An 18,233-nucleotide genomic window follows, 5' to 3' on the forward strand; every position below is an offset into this window, starting at 1 on the left:
GGACGTGGTGATGCGCCGCGTGCTCGACGTGACGGTGGAACGGCTGCCCTTCGCCAAGCCGTTCCGCATTTCCGGCCATGTCTTCACCGAGTCTCCGGTGGTGGTCGTCAGCCTGTCTGACGGCCTCCACACGGGGCGCGGCGAGGCCAGCGGCGTCTATTATCTGGGCGACGACGAAGCGACGATGACCGCCGCAGTGGAGAGCGTGCGCGAGGGGCTCGAACGCGGCATGACCCGCGCCGAACTCCAGCGGGTGCTGCCGGCGGGCGGCGCGCGCAACGCAGCGGACTGCGCGTTGTGGGAACTCGAAGCGAAGCGCGAGGGCGTGCCGGTGTGGAAGCTCGCCCGCCTGCCCGAGCCGCGCCCGCTGGTTACTACTTTCACCCTGGGCGCCGACGATCCGGCGGTGATGGCGGAAGGCGCGGGGGCTTATAGAGATGCGCGGGCGCTCAAGCTCAAGCTGACCGGTGAACTCGACATCGACATCGCCCGGGTGCGCGCGGTGCGGGCGGCGCGGCCCGAATGCTGGATCGGCGTCGATGCCAATCAGGGCTTCAGGGCGGACGAGCTCGATCCGCTGATCGCGGTGCTGGTCGAATGCGGGATCGCGCTGCTCGAGCAGCCGCTGGCGCGCGGGCGGGAGGCGGATCTCGACGGGTTCAAGTCGCCGATCCCGATCGCGGCGGACGAGAGTGCGCTGACGCTCGCCGATGTCGATGGACTCGTCGGGCGGTTCCAGACGGTCAACATCAAGCTCGACAAGTGCGGCGGGCTCACCGAGGCGATCGCGATCGCCCGGCGGGCACGAACGCTCGGGCTCGACGTGATGGTCGGCAACATGGTTGGATCGAGCTGGGCGATGGCGCCGGCCTGGTTGCTCGGCCAGCTCTGCGACGTGGTCGATCTCGACGGGCCGACCTTCCTCGCTACCGACCGCGATCCCGGCATCGTCTATCGCGACGGCCATATCGATTGCCCCGCCGCCGTCTGGGGAAACATTGCGAAGGTCGCGCACGCGGCATCGTAACATAATTGCAAATTAGGTTGACTCTTCTCCAATCAGGATAATAGCATCCTGATCAGGCAAATAGAGGGCCGGAAGCGCCAAAGTGCGCACGGCCGCCACCGCCCCGATACGGGCGGGTGACATCGAACTCCGAGGGGGAGACCGACGATGACGCGCATGACCAACCGGGCCAGTCTGTTGATTACCGTCGCGGCGGGGGCGCTGCTGCTGCCCCTCGCCGCCTTCGCGCAGGATGCGCAGCCGGCAACCGCCCAGGCGCCCGTCGCCGGGGACGACGAGATCGTCGTCACCGCGCAGAAGCGCGAAGAGCGGCTGCAGGACGTGCCGATCTCGATCAGCGTCGTCGGTGGCGAGCAGATGCAGCAGAGCGGCGCCTCGCAGCTCGCCGACTATGCCGCGTATGTCCCCGGCTTCCAGGTCGACAATGCCGGCTCGCCGGGCCGTTCGACCCTGTCGCTGCGCGGCGTCGCCCCGATCGGGCCGAGCGCCACGGTTGGCATCTATCTCGACGACGCGCCGATCGGCTCCAGCGGCATCTACAACCGCGCCCAGACCTTCTCGCTCGACCTGCTGCCCTATGACGTGGAGCAGATCGAAGTGCTGCGCGGGCCCCAGGGCACGCTCTACGGCGCCAGCTCGATCGGCGGCCTGCTGAAATACGTCACGGTGCAGCCGGACCTGAACAGATTCTCGGTCCGCGCCGGCGGCGAGCTGTTCACCATCGCCCATGGCAGCGATGCCGGCTGGGCGGCGAGCGGGCTGGTCAACCTGCCGATCGTCGCCGACAAGCTGGCGATCAGCGGCAGCTATGCGCGGCGCAAGACGCCGGGCTTCATCGACAATGTGCTGACCGGCGAGAAGGACGTGAACTCCGCCGTCCAGCAGGGCGCCCGCGTCGCGCTGCTGTGGAAGCCGGACAGCAAGTTCACGCTCAAGCTCAGCGGGCTGTGGCAGCGCACCGAATCGGACAATTTCGGCATCCTCTACGAGACCCAGGGCAGCCCGGTGCCGCTGGCGCCCGGCGCCTCGTGGCTCAGCACCAACTCGCAGCTGCCCGAGCCCTTCCACAGCGACTTCAAGTTCGTCTCGGGCACGGCGAGCTATGACCTGGGCTTTGCCGAGCTGGCCTCGACCACCTCGTACAGCGAGCTGAAGATCCTCGAGACCAGCGACGCCTCGCGCGTCTATGGCGTGATCTGGGGCGGCCTCGCCAATTATCCGGCCAATTTGCGCCAGAAGAAATGGACCGAGGAGGTCCGCCTCACCTCGGCATCGAGCAACCGCTTCGAGTGGCAGCTCGGCTTCTTCTACACCGACGAGGACAACAACCACAGCCAGGTTGTCCGCGCGCTCGACGCCAGCGGCCAGCCGCTCGCGCCGTTCGATCCCTTCGCGATCGTCGGCCTGCCCAACACCTACAAGGAATATGCGGTCTTCGGGAACGCGACGGTCAAGTTCGGCGAGGTCTTCCACGTCACCGGCGGGCTGCGCTGGGCACGCAACGACCAGACGTTCACCCAGACCACGCAGATCCCGCTGCTCGGCCTGAACAGTGGCGGCGACGGCAAGTCGAGCGAGGAGATCGTCACCTGGAGTGTCAGCCCGCAGGTGAACATCAATCGCGACACGATGCTCTATGTCCGCGCCGCCAGCGGCTATCGCCCGGGCGGCCCGAACATCGCGCTGCCCGGCTTCCCGGCCACGGTGACTTCGGAGAAGGTGACCAGCTACGAGGCCGGCATCAAGGCGCGCTTCCTCGATCGCAAGGTGACGTTCAACGCTGCCGCCTTCCTGCTCGACTGGAACGACCTGCAGGTGGCGCAGGCATTCGCGAACGGCATCAACGGGCTGGTCAATGCCGGCACCGCGCGCAGCAAGGGTGTCGAGGCGCAGCTGCTGATCCAGCCGGTGCCCGGGTTCAGCGTCGGCGGCAATTTTGCGTACACCGACGCCAAGTGCACCCAGACCACGCCGAACTGCACCGATGGCGACCAGCTGCCCAACGTGCCCAAGCTCGCCGCGGCGATGACCGCGGACTATGACTGGGCGCTCGGCGGATCGACCCGGGCGCATGTCGGTGGCGCGGTACGCATCGTCGGCGACCGGATCTCGGCAGTGGCGAGCGATCCGCTCTCGGTGCCGGTCGATGGCTATGCGACCTTCGACCTCAACGCCTCGCTGACCTTCGACAGCAAATGGACGTTGCGCGCCTATGCCCGCAACCTGACCGACAGCGAAGGGCGGATCACCACCAGCGTGGCCACCGTGAACCCCGGCTATCTTTCCACCGTCCCCGTCCAGCCGCGCACACTTGGCCTCGCGCTCGAGCTGGCATTCTGATCGGAACGCCCATGAACGCGCCCTTCGCCGCGCGCGGCACCGCCACGGTGCTGCCGCAGCCCTATCTCCTCTTCCTCGGCGACACGACCGAGCCCGGCTTCGCCAAGACCGCGTTCGGCCTGCGCGACTGGGCGGGCGAGAAATGCGTGGGCGAATATGCGTGCGGGGCCACCGTCTCCACCGGCCTGCCGCGCCTCACCCCCGCCGAGGCGGTGGCGAAGGGTGCGCGCGGACTGGTGATCGGCGTCGCCAATCCGGGCGGGGTGATCCCGCCCAGCTGGCGCACCTCGTTGGTCGAGGCACTGGAGGCGGGGCTCGACATCGTATCGGGCATGCACGTGCGGCTGGCCGACATCCCCGAAGTGGCCGAGGCGGCGGCGCTGCTCGGGCGGCAGCTGATCGACATCCGCGTGCCCCCGGCCGACATCCCCGTCGCCACCGGGCGCAAGCGCAGCGGCAAAAGGCTGCTCACGGTCGGTACCGATTGCGCGCTCGGCAAGAAATACACTGCGCTCGCCATTGCCCGAGCGTTCGAGGCGCGCGGGATCGATGCCGACTTCCGCGCGACCGGCCAGACCGGGATCATGATCGCCGGCGGCGGCATGCCGATGGATGCGGTGATCTCCGATTTCGAAGCGGGCGCGGCGGAAGTGCTGTCACCCGATGGGGCGCCCGAGCATTGGGACGTGATCGAAGGGCAGGGTTCGCTCGCGCACCCCGCCTATGCCGCAGTGTCGCTGGGCCTGCTCCATGGTAGCCAACCGGACGTGTTCGTGGTCTGCCACGAGCCGGGCCGAACGGCGATGCTAGGCACCGCCGGCTACACGGTCGCGACGATCGAGGAGATCATCGACCTGACCACTGCGCTCGGCAGGCGGACCAACCCGAACATCCGCTGCGGCGGGGTGAGCTTCAACAGCTCGGCACTGGACGAAGCCGAGGCGGCGGCGCTGATGGAAGCCGAGAGCAATCGGTTAGGCCTTCCCGTCGCCGATCCGGTGCGCGGAGGGCCCGCCTTCGACGCGCTGGTCGAAAGCTGCCTGGCATGAGCGCGCCGGCGGCAGGGTCGAGCTGGTTCCAGCGCTTCCTGCTGCCGGGCTTCGCGATGAAGGCCGTCATCATCGGCGGCGGCTATGCGACGGGGCGCGAGCTGGCGGAGTATTTCCTGCCCGCCGGCCCCTGGGGCGGGCTTGCCGGCATGATCCTGGCGATGCTGCTGTGGAGCGTGATCGCGGCGGCCACCTTCGCCTATGCGCGGCTGGTGGGGGCGCTCGATTATCGCGCCTTCTTCGCCGAGCTGCTCGGCCCGGCCTGGATCGCGTTCGAGGGGGCGTACATCCTGTTCGTCGTGCTGATCCTCGCGGTGTTCGGGGCGAGCGCGGGAGCGATCGGCGCGGCGATGTTCGGCTGGCCGGTGTTCGCCGGCACCTTGGCGCTGGCGCTGGCGATCCTTGCCACCGTGACGCTCGGCAATGCGGCGGTGGAGGGCGTGTTCAAATACGTCTCCTTCCTGCTCTACGCCGTCTATGCGATCTTCCTCGCGCTGAGCCTGTGGCGTTTCGGCGACCGCATCGCCGAGGGCTTCGCCACCCCCGCGCCGTGGAGTGGATGGGCGAGCGGCGGGCTTACCTATGCGAGCTACAACATCATCGGCGCGGTGGTGATCCTGCCGGTACTGCGGCATCTGACCAGCACTCGCGACGCGGTGGTCGCCGGCCTGATCGCCGGGCCGCTGGCGATGGCGCCGGCGATCCTGTTCTTCACCTGCATGATCGCCTTCTATCCGGGCATCGGCGCCGAGACGCTGCCTTCGGATTTCCTGCTGCGCCAGCTGGACGTGCCCGTCTTCCACTGGGCGTTCCAGATGATGATCTTCGCCGCGCTGCTCGAGAGCGGGGCCGGCGCGGTGCATGCGATCAACGAGCGGGTGGCGGGCGTGGTGCGCCGGCGGCGTGGCGTCGAGTTGGGGGCAGGGGCCCGCGCCGCGATCGCCGGCGTACTGCTGCTCGTCTGCATGTTCGTCGCCGACCGGGTCGGGCTGATCGCGCTGATCGCCAGCGGCTACCGGCTCCTCGCCTGGCTGTTCCTCGCCGTGTTCGTGCTGCCGTTGCTGACCCTCGGGCTGGCACGGCTGCTCCGTCGCTCCGCCATTCCCCAGGAGATTGCCGCATGAAGCTGCGCCATCTGCTTGCTCTGCCGTTGCTCGCGCTCGCCACGCCCGCGCTGGCCGATCCGCCCGGCGGACTCGACGCCAAGGTCGAGGCGCTGCGCAAGGCGAGCGGGGCGCCGGGCATTGCGGTGGCGATCGTCGAGCATGGCAAGACGACGCTCGCCAGGGGCTGGGGCTATCGCAAGCTCGGCGACCCGGCGAAGGTGGACGCCGACACGATCTTCCAGACCGGATCGACCGGCAAGGCCTTCACCGCCGCCGCGCTCGCCATCCTGGTCGATCAGGGGAAGATCGGCTGGGACGACAAGGTGATCGACCACATGCCGTGGTTCCGCATGTACGATCCCTGGGTGACGCGCGAGATCACCGTGCGCGACCTGCTCGTCCATCATTCCGGGCTTGGTCTCGGCGCGGGGGACCTGCTCTTCGTGCCCCGCGGCAGCCTGTCGCGCAAGGAAACGGTCAAGCGGCTCGCCTATATCAAGCCGGCGACGAGCTTCCGCTCGAACTATGCGTACGACAACATCCTCTACATGGTCGCCGGCCAGCTGATCGAGGAAGTCAGCGGCAAGAGCTGGGAAGACTTCATGACCAGCGAGGTGCTCAGGCGCGGCGGCATGGGCACGGCGACCGCGACCTATGAAGCGCGCTGGGCGACCGCTGATCGTGCCTTCCCGCATGCCCGGATCGGCGGCGCGGTGCGCGGCGACGGGCCGAACTCGGTACTCGACGAGCGCGAGGAGCTCGGCCGTGCGGCAGCGCCCGCGGGCGGGCTGGCGCTCAGCGCCAACGACCTCGCCCAATGGCTCAAGATCCAGCTCGGCCATGGCAAGCTGCCGGGCGGCGGGCAGCTGTTCAGCGAGACCCAGGCGGCGGAGATGTGGAAGGGCGTCACCGTCCAGCCGCTCACACCGTATCCGGGCAGCCTTGCGCCGCTGACGCCGAAGTTCAGCACCTATGCGCTCGGCTGGGAAGTCGAGGACTACAAGGGCGCGCGGATCATCTCGCATGGCGGCGGGGTGTTCGGATCGATCACCCATGTGATCCTGCTGCCCGACCAGGATGTCGGCATCGCGGTGGTGGTGAATTCCGAGGACGTCGCCCTGCTGCGCGGCGTCGCGCACCTGCTGGTCGACCATTATCTCGGCATCCCCGACCAGGACTGGCCGAAGCGGTTCGGCGAGTTCATGACCGCGCGGATCGAGGGCGGCAAGGCGGCGCTCTCGGCGGTGAAGGCAGCGCCGGCCAAGGTCGGGCCTTCGCTGTCGCTGGAACGCTATGCGGGGACCTATCGCGATCCCTGGTACGGCGATGTGGCGGTGACCCAGGGCACGGACGGGCTGCGGATCGACTTCAAGACGACACCGCGCATGGCCGGCAGGCTGGTCCATTGGCAGTATGACACCTTCGTCACCCGCTTCGACGACAAGGCGATCGAGCCGGCCTATGTGACCTTCGCGCTCGATGCCGACGGCAAGGTGTCGCGGGTGACGATGAAGCCGGAAAGCACGATCGCCGACTTCAGCTATGACTATCGCGATCTCGATCTGCGGCCTGTGGAAGACAAGAAATGACCAAGCGTCTCGCGCTCCTCGCCCTGCTCCTTTCCGGCTGCGCGGCGGCGCCTGTGGTTCAGGCGCCCGCGCAGAAGGCGCACAAGGACTTCCTCGTCCTCGACACCCATCTCGACACCCCGCTGCACTTCGCCCGGGCGGGGTGGAGCTTCGACGGGCATCACGATCCGGCGACCGACCTCGTCCAGGTCGACATGGAGCGGATGCGGGCGGGCGCGCTCGATGGCGGCTTCTTCGCGATCTATACCGAGCAGGGGCCGCTGACGGCCAAGGGCTATGCCGATGCGCTGGCCTATGCGCGCGGGCGATCGGACCTGATCGACTCTACGCTGGCCAAGTTTCCGGACAGGATCGGGCGGGCGCTGACCCCGGACGATGCGCTGCGGCTCAACCGCGAGGGCAAGCTCGTCGCGTTCAAGAGCATGGAGAACAGCTACGAGTTGGGCGAGGACGTCTCGCTGCTCGAGGAATTCTACGACCGCGGCGTGCGACTGGCCGGGCCCGTCCACGCCGCCAACAACCAGTTCGCCGACAGCTCGGGCGACAAGCCGAAATGGCATGGACTCTCTCCCCTCGGGCGCAAATGGGTGGAGGAAGCGAACCGGCTGGGCATCGCGATCGATGCGAGCCATGCGTCGGACGACACGTTCGACCAGATGCTCGCGCTGTCGAAGACGCCGCTGCTGCTGTCGCACAGCAGCGGGCGCTGGGCGTTCGATCATCCGCGCAACCTGGATGACGAGCGCATCCGCAAGCTCGCCGCCAAGGGCGGGGCGATCTGCGTCAGCACGATCTTCCTGGCGAACATGAACATGACGCCCGAGCGCGCGGCGCTGTTCGCCAGGTACGAGCACATCTCCGACCTCTCGCCGGCCGAGCAGGCCGACCTTGCCGCCAAATGGCATGAACTCGACAAGACCCAGCCGATCTGGGGGAAGGCCGATTTCGAGCGCTACATGGAAATGGTCCTCCATGTGATCAAAGTCGCCGGGGTCGACCATGTCTGTTTCGGTGCCGACTGGGACGGTGGCGGCGGGTTGCCGGGGATCGCGGACATCTCCGCGCTGCCCAAGGTCACCGAGCGGTTGCGCAAGGCCGGCTATTCGGATGCGGATCTCGACAAGATGTGGAGCGGCAACATCCTGCGCGTCGTCGGCGAAGCGCAGAAGGCGGCGGGGCGCTAGCCGGTACACTCCGCCGCGTTGCGGCGGCGGGAGGCTGCACCGGCGCGGAAGGTGATGAAGCTCAACCCCGCCAGGACCCATACCGCCACGCCGCCATAGAGCATGACGATGCCGAACCCCTCGGCGAGGCCCTGGCGCACCAGTGCGGGCGACAGTCCGGCCGCGAGCGCGCGGTCGTCGCCGGCGGCGATGGCCTGGGCCACGTCGCGCAGCCTCGCGGTGTCGGCCGCGCTCGCCCGCTGCAGCGCCCAGGCGATCCCTTCGACCAGCAGGAAGCCCATGAAGGCAATGTTCACCGCGAGCGTGATCAGCCGCGCGCTCATGTCCATGCCCGAGGCCATGCCGGCCCGGCTCGGCGGGACGGAAGCGGTGGTGGTGTTGGTCACCGGCGTGTTCGTGATGCCGAGCCCTATGCCGGCGAGCAGCAGGCCGGGAAGCAGCGTCGACCAGCCCGGCTGCGGCGCCGCGCTCCCCAGCTTCATCGCCAGGAAGCCCAGGCCGATGGCGAACAGGCCGAGCGGGATCACGGTGGCCGGCCCGTATCGCAGCGCCAGCCGCTCGCCCAGCGGCGGGAAGACGAGCGCGGGCAGCGTATAGGCGAGCACGCAGAGACCGGTGGCCAGCGGATCATAGCCGAGGCCGATCTGCAGATAGATCGGGAGGTAGATCATGAACGGCCAGTAGCTGACGTTCATCGCCGCCCCGCCGAGGATGGCGCCGGAGAAGTCGCGGTTCCGGAAGACGGAGAAGTCGAACATCGGATGCGCCTGCCTGTGTTCCACAAACAGGAAGGCGGCGAAGCAGGCTGCGGTGGCGCCGACCACCAGCATCGCGCCGGACAGGCCGAGTGCCGGACCCTGGGTGATGAAATAGACCAGCCCGAACACGCTCAGCGAAAGGGTGGCGATGCCGGCCGCGTCCAGATGCTTTGCCTCGGGATCGCGGGACTCCTCCACCGTGCCGGCGGCGAGCGCCAGGGTGAGCGCGGCGAGGGGCAGATGCACGAGGAAGATCCACTTCCAGCCCGCCAGGGCGATGATCGCGCTGCCGATGAGCGGGCCGAAGCCGAGGCCGATGCCCGACACGATGCCCCAGGTCGCGAAGGCGCGGCTCCGTTCCCGTGCATCCCGGAACTGGTGCGAAAGTAGCGCGATCGAGCAGATCAGCATCGCCCCGCCGGCCAGCCCCTGGAGGAAGCGGCCGGCGATCAGCACCGCCATGTCCTGGGCGATGCCGCACAAGGCGGACGTGGCACCGAACGCGACCACGCTGATCAGAAACAGAAGTTTGCGCCCGAAGCGATCGGCCAGCGTTCCCGTCGCCATCAGCACCGTCGTGCAGGCCAGCGTATAGGCGTTCATCACCCACTGCATGTCCTGGAAGCCGCCGTGAAGATCGCGTTCCAATGTGGGCAGGATCACCGGCACGCTGGTGATCTCCAGCCCGAACATCAGCGCGCCCAGGCACATGGCGAGCAACGCCAGCCGGTTCTTCCCGGCAGAATCTTGGATCATCGACGGCACCCTTCCAAACTCCGCGGCCGGAACCGTCCGCGGCTGGCGCGCTATCTGGGGAAGGGCGATCGATGACGGAAATGATTTTATTTTCTGGCATCCATTATCAACTGTAATTAATCAGCGTCCATGGACATCGACCCCGCGCTTCTGCGTGCCTTTGTCGCGGTCAGCGAGTTCGGCGGCTTCACCCGCGCCGCACGGCGGTTGAACCTGACGCAGCCGGCGGTGAGCCACCAGATCCGGCGGCTGGAGGAGCAGATCGGGCGGCCGCTGATCCGCCGCACCACGCGCAGCCTGACCCTGACCGAGGACGGCGAGGATTTCCTGATCCACGCCCGCCAGATCCTGGCCGGCCTGGACGCGCTCGCCCAGCGCTTCCGTCCTTCGCCGGTGACCGGCGTGGTGCGTTTCGGCACGCCCGAGGCCTTTATGGGCGAGCGGCTGCCGATGCTGCTCAGCCAGTTCTCGCGCGCGTTCCCGTCCGTACGACTGGACGTGCATGTAAGCACCTATCTCGATCTCAGCGCGATGATTGCGGCCGAGGATCTCGATCTCGCCGTGGTGCTCTCCACCGCCGGCGGCGAGAATGGCGGGACCGCGCTGCGTCAGGCCGAGTTTGCCTGGGTGGCCGCCGAAGGCTTTGTGCCGCCGTCCTGCGGATCGCTGCCGCTCGCCTTTCACCCGCCCAATTGCATCAATCGGCTGGTCGGCGTGGAGGCGCTGGAGCGGACCGACATCGAATGGCACATCGCCTTCACCTCGCCGAGCGAGCAGGGTCTGCGCGCGGCGGTGCGATCGGGCCTGGCGGTGGCGGTGCTGATGCGCAGCGACGTAGAGCCGGGCATGCGCGTGCTGGACCGCGAGTTCGGATTGCCGCCCCTGCCGAGCGCGGACTTCGTGCTGATCGAAAGCCGAGGCGCCGCAGCGCCGGCGGCCCATGCCTTTGGCCGGATGCTGGTGGAGATGGAGGGACCCGGCAGCTGAGGCGGCGTCCCTGTCCGCCGGCCGCCCAATGCGGTCAGTCGTCCACGTCCATCACGTCGTAGCGGAACCGCGCCGTGCCATTGGCGGGCAGCGTCGCCGCCAGCACGCTCTTGCCCGGCTTCTTCGTCACCTTGACCGAGGTGCGGCGCAAAACCCGATCGGCCCGGTTGGTGAATTCGAGCTCGAACCGGACGGGGAAGGGATTCGCGTTGCGGACCGTGACGGTGAAGCGATCGCCGTCCTTGATGCTGTCGCTGTCGTCCTCGATCGTGACGTTCTGCGCTTCGCCGAAGACCAGTTCGATCTCCTCGTCGATCGTCTTGTCCTGCACATTGCTTTCGCCGACCAGCTGCCGGCCCCAGGCGCTGTCCTGGTAGAGCACCGCCTTGCCCGCGGGCACCGGGGTGCCGAGCCCATTGGCCTTGGTGTTGCGGAAGCGGAAGAGCAGCTCGGGCTCCTCGGGATCGCCCCAGGATGCCTTCGACCGATAGACCAGCGCACCCTTGATCCGGCGATTGGCGAGGAAGGCGACCTGCTTCTGCGACTGGGCCGCGACGGTGACCGGCACCGGAATGCGGTAGAGCTTGAGGTCGCCGAGATTCTCCGCCTTGGCCACCACGGAGACTGGAATCGCCGCGGATGCGGCGCGGAAGTCCAGGCGGGTCCCGGTGACGACGATCTCGCCCGCGGCCATGTCCATCGCCATCGGTGCGGGCGCCGGCAGCGGTTCGGCGAGCGTCGTCAGCCGGTCGCTGGTGGTGCCCTGCGGCCAGCAATAGGTTTCGCGGTTCAGCCAGCGGGCGCTCTCGATCGCTTCCAGGCCGAGATCGTCCTGGGTCTCGTCGGAACGGTTGACCCGGCCGGCGACCGCGGCGGTGGTCGCATCGACGAAGCTGGTCTCGTCGCTGCTGGCCATGGTCAGCCAGGCGAACAGGTCGAGCCCGCTGCCGTCCGGCGCCAGCGTGCCCACATAGGTGGCGTCCCAGTCGAAGCCGGTGGCGATATAGGCCAGTGTCACGGTGACCTGGCCGCCGGGCTGGTCGCGCGTGGTCATGGTCAGCACCGGCTTGGCCGAGAGCGAGGCCGGCGCGCCGGGGTAGAGCAGGGTCTGCGCCAGCCCGGTGCAATAGACCGCCTCCGCCCCCTGGGCGGTCTGGATCACCATCCGGTTGGCGGCGGAGCGGATCGTTGCGCGCTCCTCGACGCGCTTGCCGGTCGCCGGATTGGTGCGGCGCAGGATCACCTGCTGGCCGGTATAGGCATCGACCAGCCCGGACTGCGACAACAGGCCGGCATCGCGGTTCCGCTCGCGCTGCTCGGCGCCGAACAGGATGGCCGATTGCGGCACGATGCCGCCCGCCACCCCTTCGAAGCGCACCGTCGCGACGCCCGGCGGCAGGGTGATGGTGCGCGTCTCGCTGATCAGCGCAAAGGATTCCGGCCGGTCGCGGTCGATCTCGCGATCGCCGCGATTTGGATCGCGATACAGCGTCACCGCGACCTTGTCCGGCGCGGCCGACGTCACCACCGGCACCTGGCCGTGCGCGGCCAGCGGCGCGAACAGGAACAGAAGGGAGGCGAGCAGCCGCCGCATGGCGATCACCAGGGCGTGAGGAAGGTGACGGTCAGCTCGGTCTTGCCATTGGCGGGGACGGGGACTTCCCAATGGCGCTCATCGGCATTGTCCTGGGCGCCCGGGATGCTCTCTTCGGGCACGCGCAGGTCGCGCCACCACCACCAGCGGCCAAGCCCGCCCTGCACGACGTCGACGGTCACCGGCACCGGGCGGGCATTGGTGACGATGTAGCGCATCCGGGTGCGGTAATAGGTCTTGGGACGCTCCCGGGTGACTTCCTTGACCGTGCCGTCGGGATAGGTGACCCGGAAACGGTCATAGCGCTCCCATTCGTCGCTGGTGATCTGGTCGCGCTTCTCGACCACCGGCTGGACCTTCACGTCGAACGCGTCGCCGGTGCGCAGCGCCAACGACGAGCCGCCGGGCGTGTGCGGGATCGCGCTCTCGCCGACGAACTGGGCCTGGCCCTTGCTGTCGCGCATGTAGATGCGCACGGTCCCGGCCGGCAGCGCCGACCCGATGCCGCTGGCGCGCGCGTTCGAGAATTTGAGGATCGAGGCGGCGCTGCGTGCCTCGGTCTGGTTGGAAAGCCAGTCGCTCCGATACTCGTACCCCTTGCGTGCCGGCACGCCGGAGACGTCGAGGAAGCTGACCTGCTTGGTCTGGGCGTTCGCGATCGTCGTGCGCCCCTCGATCGGATAGACGTGGAGATCGCCGAGCTGCTCGCCGCCGCTTTCGGTGCCCGGCGTGTTGCCGCGCGGCCGCTCTTGGTCGGGGCGCGAGCCGTTCCAGCCCGATTGCACCTGCCCGACATTGCCCGCGACGAGCAAGGTGCGTGCATTGGCGAAGCTGGTGCCGGTCTGGTTGCTCAGGGTGATCCAGCCCTGCACGTCGATCTTGCCCGCAGTCTCGTCGAACAGCGCCACGTAATCGGAGGTCCAGCCGATCCCGGGCGTGAGGTAGCTGAGCGTGACCGGGCGCCGGCCGGCCTGCGCTGCATCGAGCGTCACGCTGAGGGTGGGGCGCGCCCGCAGGTTCGGCGGGATGGAGTCGAACACGACGCGGACGGGCAGCCCGTCGTCGCGCAGAACCTCGATGCGGTCGCCGATCCGGAGCACCACGCCGCCATTGGTCGCCAGCACGGTCGCGCGCTCGCGGCTCTCGACACCGGTCGCCGGGTTGGTGCGGACCAGCGTCACCTGCTGGCCGACCGCCTTGTTCATGAGCGCGGCGGGGGAGAGCAGGTCGTAATCGAAATTCTGCTCGACGATGCCGAAGCCTTCGCCGGAAAGCGTGACCGTCTCGGGCCGGATCTGCGCGGAGACGTCGGGGAATTCCTGCCGCGACTTGCCGCGGGGAAGGGCAATCTGACGCACGTCCTGCACCAGCGCGAGATTGCCGTAGATCGTGACCGACAGCTCGCCCTGCTCGTTCTTCGCCGGCGGCGTGGCGGGTGCCTCCTGGGCGGCCGCGATGCCGGGCTGCGCCAGCAGGCCCGCGAGGATCACCAGTCGCTGGAGTTGTCGCATCCCTCTCCCCCTTGCAGATCTATGGGCAGACTGACGCAGTTCGCGGCAAAGCTCCAGCGGCTTGTGCGACCGTTCTGACGATTGGCTCAGATCAATCGCGAGGGCGGGGCTTCACGATCAGGATGTCGAGGTCGCGGTCGGGCCGCCAGTTCTGGTGGCGCACTTCGAATTGCGTCGGCGAGATCTTGCGCACCCCGTCCGCGCAGAAGCTGATCAGATTCCCCGGCGCGATCTTGTCGACGACCAGCCGGAAACTCCCGATCGGCGCGCGCCAGTTCGCGCCGGTCTTCAGCACATATTGCACCCGCATTTCCGGCAGCGCCGCATCGCCGCCGCCGGCCGCGCGGGCGAACCGGTCGACACCGGCGAGAAAGGCCGCGTCCGTGCAATAGCGCGCGACATAGGCCTTGCCCTCCGCATCGCCGCGGAAGCCGGGCATGGTGAGCGGCGTGCCGACGCTCCCGCCGGTGCCGGGCGCGTAATTGTGCTCGATGGCAAGGTCCCGCCCTGCCGGAAACAGCTGGGTCCAGTGATAGGTCCGCTTCACCGTCCAGGCGGCCATCAGGTGGCGCGGCGCGCCCGGGGCGTCTCCGCCCTCCTGCGTCGCCAGGCCGAGCGCCAGCAACCGGTCCTGATCCGCCTTGCCGAGCTGATCGAGGCGCGTGTCCGGATCATCGGCGAGCGGCACCTTCAGCGCGGCGAGCATCGCCGTATGGTCCTTGCCGTTCAGCGTCGCCTTTTCCTCGAGCGCCATGGTCACCGTCTTGCCGGCGACGCGCGTCACGAAGTCGTGCGGATAGGCGACATCGCCATAGTCGCGCTCGGCAAGGGTCTCGTCGGGCATGGGAAAGGCCACCACCGTGCGGACGTCCTTGTCCGTGCGATTGTGGAAGACGTAGCGAACCCGAACCGCGTCGGGTGATATATACAGGTCCTCCGAGACCATATCGATCGCATCGGTCTTGAGCAGCACCAGGCCGCCGGCGCCCATCTCCGCCGTGCTGTCATTGGCGATGGCTGGCATCACGAAGAGCGACGCGGCGAGCGGCAGGGCGATGAACTTGCGCATGACCGGCTGATGGCACAGCCCGGCGACGGAGGCCAAGGTGGCACGAAGCTGGCGGTCAGTCGCCGGGGACGCTCCCGTTGCCGGCTGTCGCCCCGGCCTCCTCCGCGTCTTCCCGGCCGAGCCGCTGCTCCGTGAAGATCTGCCAGCCGACGAGGAAGAGGGCACCGACGACCGGGCCGATCACGATCCCGCTCAGGCCGAGCAGATCGATGCCGCCCAGCGTCGTGATGAGCACCAGCCAGTCGGGAAGGCCGGTGTCCCGCCCGACAAGGATCGGCCGCAGGACATTGTCGACGAGCCCGATCACCAGGACGCCGGAGAGCACGACCACCACCGCCTGCCAGATCGCGCCGGTCGCGAAGAGGTACACGGCCACCGGCACCCAGATGATCGCCGGGCCGATCGCCGGCAACAGGGCCGCGATCGCCATGAGCAGGCCCCACAGCAAGGCTGCCGGCAGGCCGACGATCGCGAAGGTGATCGCGCCGAGCGCGCCCTGCGCCAGCGCGACGAGGCCGGAGCCCTTGATGGTCGCGCGCACCACGGTCACGAACTTGTCGGTCAGCCGCTGTGCGATCGCGGGGTCGAGCGGCAATGCGCGCACCACCGACGGGCCGATCTGCTCGCCGTCGCGGAGCAGGAAATAGGTCACGTACAGGCCGACGCTGAACAGGAGCAGCCAGGCCGCGGCATTGGCGCCGATCGACAGCGCGCGGCTGGCGAGGAAGCTGGCGCTGCTGCTCAGGGCCTGGGAGAGCCGGGCCTGGGCATGCTCGAAGCTGCCGAGGCCATAGCCGTCGAGCAGCGTCTGCACGCGCAGGGGCAAGGCGTGGAACACCTGCTCGAAATAGACCGCGAAGTCGATCTGGCCGCTGCGGAGCTGACCATAGACCCCGGCCGCCTGATCGACCACGAGGCTGCCGATGACCAGGGCCGGGATGATCACGGCGATCGTGATGATCAGCAGCGTCAGCGCGGCCGCCCGGTTCCGGCGCTCGGGCCAGCGCCCGAGGAGTCTCTGAAAGAGCGGCTGGAACATCAGCGCCGCCAGGCCCGCCCAGAAGAGCGCGCCGAGAAAGCCGGAGACGACCAGCGCGAGGCTGACGGTAATCGCGGCGATGAAGAGGATCAGCCCCCCATTCTGCACATGGTCACGCGAAAGGCCCATCTCGTACCGCAACTCCCATCGACATTCGCAACGGGCATCATGGCGCATGCGAGACCCGAGCCATAGGAAAGAAGTTCGTCCGACTGCAAGAATCCGCGTCCGGTGCGAACCGGGCGGCGCGGCTCTCCGGCGAGGCGCGCCGCCCGATCGCCGTCAGAACGCCGAGCGCACAGTGCCGCCATCGACCCGGAGCGTCGCGCCGCTGACATAGCCGGCGAGCCCGCTGGCCAGATAGGTTACGGCGGCCGCGACCTCCTCCGGCCGGCCGAGGCGACCGACATCGTTCGGCACCATGTCGTTGACGCAGCCGCGCTCGATTGCCTCCCAGCTCTCGCCCCAGCCCTGCTTCGGGGCGATCTCCTCGAGCAGCTTGCGGACCGATGGCACCAGGATGGCGCCCGGCGCGACGATGTTCGAGGTGACGCCCGTGTCCTTCAGCTGGCGGGCCAGCGACACGGCGAGGTTGTGGCGCGCGGCGAGCGAGGCCTGATAGTCGGGATGCAGCGTCGCCGGCTGCTCGGCGAGCCCGCCGCCGATCTGGATGACCCGCCCCCAGCCACGCGACACCATCGGCGGGACGATGCGCTGGATCATCCGGACGGCCGAGAAGACGTTCACTTCGAAGGTCTCGGCCCATTTGTCGGGCGTGGCGGTGTGCCAGTCGAGATGATGGTAATAGCCGGCATTGTTGACGAGGATGTCGATCGCGCCGCCGGCAAGGGCCTGCTTCGCCACGGCTTCCGCGCCTTCGTCATTGGCGAGGTCGCCGATCGCGATATCGGCGACGCCGCCGGCTTCGACGATGTCCGCCGCGACCTTGCGGGTGCGGGCTTCGTCGCGGCCGTGCACGACCACCGCGGCGCCTTCGGCGGCGAGCATGCGGGCAATGGCTTCGCCGAGGCCCGACGAGGCGCCGGTGACGAGCGCCCGGCGCGATTCGAGTTCGGTCTTCATGATCTATCTCCTGATGCTTGCGATGCACCGGAGATGGGCCCAGATGATTGCCTTGATTAGCTTGTGCAATCGGGATGGGTTATGCGGCAGGACAGCACAATCGGCCGGAACGGCATCGGCGAGCTCATGGCCGCCATTCAGGTCGCCGAACGGCGCAGCTTCCGGGCGGCGGCGGAGTATCTCGGCATCTCGCCCACCGCGCTGAGCAGCAATATCCGCGCGCTGGAAGACCGGCTGGGCGTGCGGCTGTTCAACCGGACCACGCGCAGCGTCTCGCTGACGGCTGCGGGGGCCGAGTTCATCGCGCGCGTGGCGCCGGCGCTGGCCGAGATCGAGCGTGCCGCCGCGGAGGCCGGCAGCCACGGCGGCGCGCCCTCGGGCCTGTTGCGGATCAACAGCTCGGTGACCGGCGCGCACCAGGTGCTCGCCCCGGTGCTGCGCGATTTCACCCGGCGCTATCCGCTGGTCTCGATCGCGCTCACCACCGAGACCCGCCTTGTCGACATAGTGCTGAACGGATGCGACGCTGGCGTTCGCCTGGAGGAATCCGTTCCCGCCGACATGGTCGCGGTGCCGCTGCCCTTCGGCCTGGATTTCTGCGTGGTCGCCGCGCCCGCCTATCTGCGGGAACACCCGGCGCCGGTCGTGCCGGCGGATCTGCTGCACCATCGCTGCATCCGCTCGGTGCTGCCGGGCGGCGGGATCTATCGCTGGGAATTCGAGCGCGGCGGCGAGGCCCTGGCGCTCGACGTGCCCGGCAATGTCACGCTCGACAACCAGCTGCTGCTGCTCAAGGCCGCGATCGAGGGGATGGGGATCGCCTATCTCGCGCGCTCGGTCTGCAGCGACGCGATCGCCGCGGGGCGACTATCGCTGCTGCTCGAGCCGTGGATGCCGAAATCCTCCCGGCTGTGCCTCTATTATCCGCACAACCGGAACACCTCGCCGGCGCTACGCGCGCTGGTCGACACGATCCGCGCCGCCGCCCCGGAAGGGAGCGAGGAGCGGCGTGTAGCTGCGCCGGTAGAGGCGATCGCCGAGCAGCCGGAGGATGGCAATGCGGAGCGGCCGGGGTAGCGCGCGTGTCGAATCCCGCGCGCGGCATTGCTTCTGGATCCAGCGCACCCGCTCCAGCCGCTGC

Annotated in this window: 14 protein-coding genes; 8 read left to right on the forward strand and 6 right to left on the reverse strand. The window is 68.5% G+C overall.

Annotated elements, in window-relative coordinates; all coding sequences use genetic code 11:
• The first annotated feature begins 10 nt into the window (after positions 1–10).
• From GGR46_RS10860 to GGR46_RS10885, 6 genes are all read left to right on the forward strand, one after another.
• On the forward strand, positions 11–1,027 hold the full coding sequence (locus GGR46_RS10860; RefSeq protein ID WP_183997571.1) for a dipeptide epimerase: 1,017 nt from the start codon (positions 11–13) through the stop codon (positions 1,025–1,027).
• Between the two features lie 147 nt (positions 1,028–1,174).
• Positions 1,175–3,367 carry a TonB-dependent receptor gene (locus tag GGR46_RS10865; RefSeq protein WP_183997573.1) on the forward strand — a complete coding sequence of 731 codons (2,193 nt, stop codon included), beginning with the start codon at positions 1,175–1,177 and terminating at the stop codon, positions 3,365–3,367.
• 11 nt (positions 3,368–3,378) lie between these two features.
• Positions 3,379–4,416, forward strand: coding sequence for an N-acetyltransferase DgcN family protein (locus tag GGR46_RS10870; RefSeq protein ID WP_183997575.1), 1,038 nt, complete (start codon positions 3,379–3,381; stop codon positions 4,414–4,416).
• Entirely contained in the window at positions 4,413–5,540 is a 1,128-nt protein-coding gene (locus GGR46_RS10875) for a YkvI family membrane protein (RefSeq protein ID WP_183997578.1), read from the forward strand. The genes GGR46_RS10870 and GGR46_RS10875 overlap by 4 nt, the downstream gene beginning before the upstream one ends.
• Entirely contained in the window at positions 5,537–7,111 is a 1,575-nt protein-coding gene (locus GGR46_RS10880; RefSeq protein WP_183997580.1) for a serine hydrolase, read from the forward strand. The genes GGR46_RS10875 and GGR46_RS10880 overlap by 4 nt, the downstream gene beginning before the upstream one ends.
• The gene (locus GGR46_RS10885; protein WP_183997582.1) at positions 7,108–8,295 is read left to right on the forward strand and encodes a dipeptidase; all 1,188 of its coding nucleotides are present in this window, start codon (positions 7,108–7,110) and stop codon (positions 8,293–8,295) included. Before GGR46_RS10880 ends, GGR46_RS10885 begins: the two co-directional genes overlap by 4 nt.
• Here the strand turns inward: GGR46_RS10885 and GGR46_RS10890 are convergent.
• Positions 8,292–9,809, reverse strand: coding sequence for an MFS transporter (locus tag GGR46_RS10890; protein WP_183997584.1), 1,518 nt, complete (start codon positions 9,807–9,809; stop codon positions 8,292–8,294). The genes GGR46_RS10885 and GGR46_RS10890 overlap by 4 nt on opposite strands.
• A gap of 129 nt (positions 9,810–9,938) precedes the next feature.
• Between GGR46_RS10890 and GGR46_RS10895 the strand changes: the two genes are divergently transcribed.
• The gene (locus tag GGR46_RS10895) at positions 9,939–10,796 is read left to right on the forward strand and encodes a LysR family transcriptional regulator (protein ID WP_183997586.1); all 858 of its coding nucleotides are present in this window, start codon (positions 9,939–9,941) and stop codon (positions 10,794–10,796) included.
• Positions 10,797–10,830: 34 nt separating this feature from the next.
• Here GGR46_RS10895 and GGR46_RS10900 read toward each other — a convergent pair whose 3' ends face one another.
• The 5 genes from GGR46_RS10900 to GGR46_RS10920 all read right to left on the reverse strand — a co-directional run bounded on the left by GGR46_RS10900 (position 10,831) and on the right by GGR46_RS10920 (position 17,092).
• Positions 10,831–12,399, reverse strand: a complete 1,569-nt coding sequence (locus tag GGR46_RS10900) for a DUF4139 domain-containing protein (RefSeq protein ID WP_183997588.1) — start codon at positions 12,397–12,399, stop codon at positions 10,831–10,833.
• Entirely contained in the window at positions 12,396–13,901 is a 1,506-nt protein-coding gene (locus GGR46_RS10905; RefSeq protein ID WP_246426032.1) for a DUF4139 domain-containing protein, read from the reverse strand. Before GGR46_RS10905 ends, GGR46_RS10900 begins: the two co-directional genes overlap by 4 nt.
• A gap of 91 nt (positions 13,902–13,992) precedes the next feature.
• Positions 13,993–14,970, reverse strand: coding sequence for a DUF4424 family protein (locus GGR46_RS10910; protein ID WP_183997590.1), 978 nt, complete (start codon positions 14,968–14,970; stop codon positions 13,993–13,995).
• A gap of 55 nt (positions 14,971–15,025) precedes the next feature.
• Entirely contained in the window at positions 15,026–16,138 is a 1,113-nt protein-coding gene (locus GGR46_RS10915) for an AI-2E family transporter (protein WP_183997592.1), read from the reverse strand.
• 153 nt (positions 16,139–16,291) lie between these two features.
• Complete coding sequence (locus GGR46_RS10920; RefSeq protein ID WP_183997595.1) at positions 16,292–17,092, reverse strand: SDR family NAD(P)-dependent oxidoreductase; 801 nt, start codon at positions 17,090–17,092, stop codon at positions 16,292–16,294.
• An 81-nt stretch (positions 17,093–17,173) separates the two neighbouring features.
• On the opposite strand from GGR46_RS10920, the gene GGR46_RS25405 reads away from it, so the two are divergent.
• Positions 17,174–18,169 carry a LysR family transcriptional regulator gene (locus GGR46_RS25405; RefSeq protein WP_246426033.1) on the forward strand — a complete coding sequence of 332 codons (996 nt, stop codon included), beginning with the start codon at positions 17,174–17,176 and terminating at the stop codon, positions 18,167–18,169.
• Positions 18,170–18,233 lie beyond the last annotated feature (64 nt).

Origin of the sequence: Sphingomonas kyeonggiensis (genome assembly GCF_014196745.1) — a bacterium.
GTDB classification, from domain to species: Bacteria; Pseudomonadota; Alphaproteobacteria; order Sphingomonadales; family Sphingomonadaceae; genus Sphingomonas; species Sphingomonas kyeonggiensis.

What these genes read in the sequence shown, in the direction of transcription:
- GGR46_RS10860 (WP_183997571.1), top strand. Translation starts at nt 11, where the DNA reads ATGCGCCGCGTGCTCGACGTGACGGTGGAACGGCTGCCCTTCGCCAAG.
- GGR46_RS10865 (WP_183997573.1), top strand. Translation starts at nt 1,175, where the DNA reads ATGACGCGCATGACCAACCGGGCCAGTCTGTTGATTACCGTCGCGGCG.
- GGR46_RS10870 (WP_183997575.1), top strand. Translation starts at nt 3,379, where the DNA reads ATGAACGCGCCCTTCGCCGCGCGCGGCACCGCCACGGTGCTGCCGCAG.
- GGR46_RS10875 (WP_183997578.1), top strand. Translation starts at nt 4,413, where the DNA reads ATGAGCGCGCCGGCGGCAGGGTCGAGCTGGTTCCAGCGCTTCCTGCTG.
- GGR46_RS10880 (WP_183997580.1), top strand. Translation starts at nt 5,537, where the DNA reads ATGAAGCTGCGCCATCTGCTTGCTCTGCCGTTGCTCGCGCTCGCCACG.
- GGR46_RS10885 (WP_183997582.1), top strand. Translation starts at nt 7,108, where the DNA reads ATGACCAAGCGTCTCGCGCTCCTCGCCCTGCTCCTTTCCGGCTGCGCG.
- GGR46_RS10890 (WP_183997584.1), bottom strand. Translation starts at nt 9,809, where the DNA reads ATGATCCAAGATTCTGCCGGGAAGAACCGGCTGGCGTTGCTCGCCATG.
- GGR46_RS10895 (WP_183997586.1), top strand. Translation starts at nt 9,939, where the DNA reads ATGGACATCGACCCCGCGCTTCTGCGTGCCTTTGTCGCGGTCAGCGAG.
- GGR46_RS10905 (WP_246426032.1), bottom strand. Translation starts at nt 13,901, where the DNA reads ATGCGACAACTCCAGCGACTGGTGATCCTCGCGGGCCTGCTGGCGCAG.
- GGR46_RS10910 (WP_183997590.1), bottom strand. Translation starts at nt 14,970, where the DNA reads ATGCGCAAGTTCATCGCCCTGCCGCTCGCCGCGTCGCTCTTCGTGATG.
- GGR46_RS10915 (WP_183997592.1), bottom strand. Translation starts at nt 16,138, where the DNA reads ATGGGCCTTTCGCGTGACCATGTGCAGAATGGGGGGCTGATCCTCTTC.
- GGR46_RS10920 (WP_183997595.1), bottom strand. Translation starts at nt 17,092, where the DNA reads ATGAAGACCGAACTCGAATCGCGCCGGGCGCTCGTCACCGGCGCCTCG.
- GGR46_RS25405 (WP_246426033.1), top strand. Translation starts at nt 17,174, where the DNA reads ATGCGGCAGGACAGCACAATCGGCCGGAACGGCATCGGCGAGCTCATG.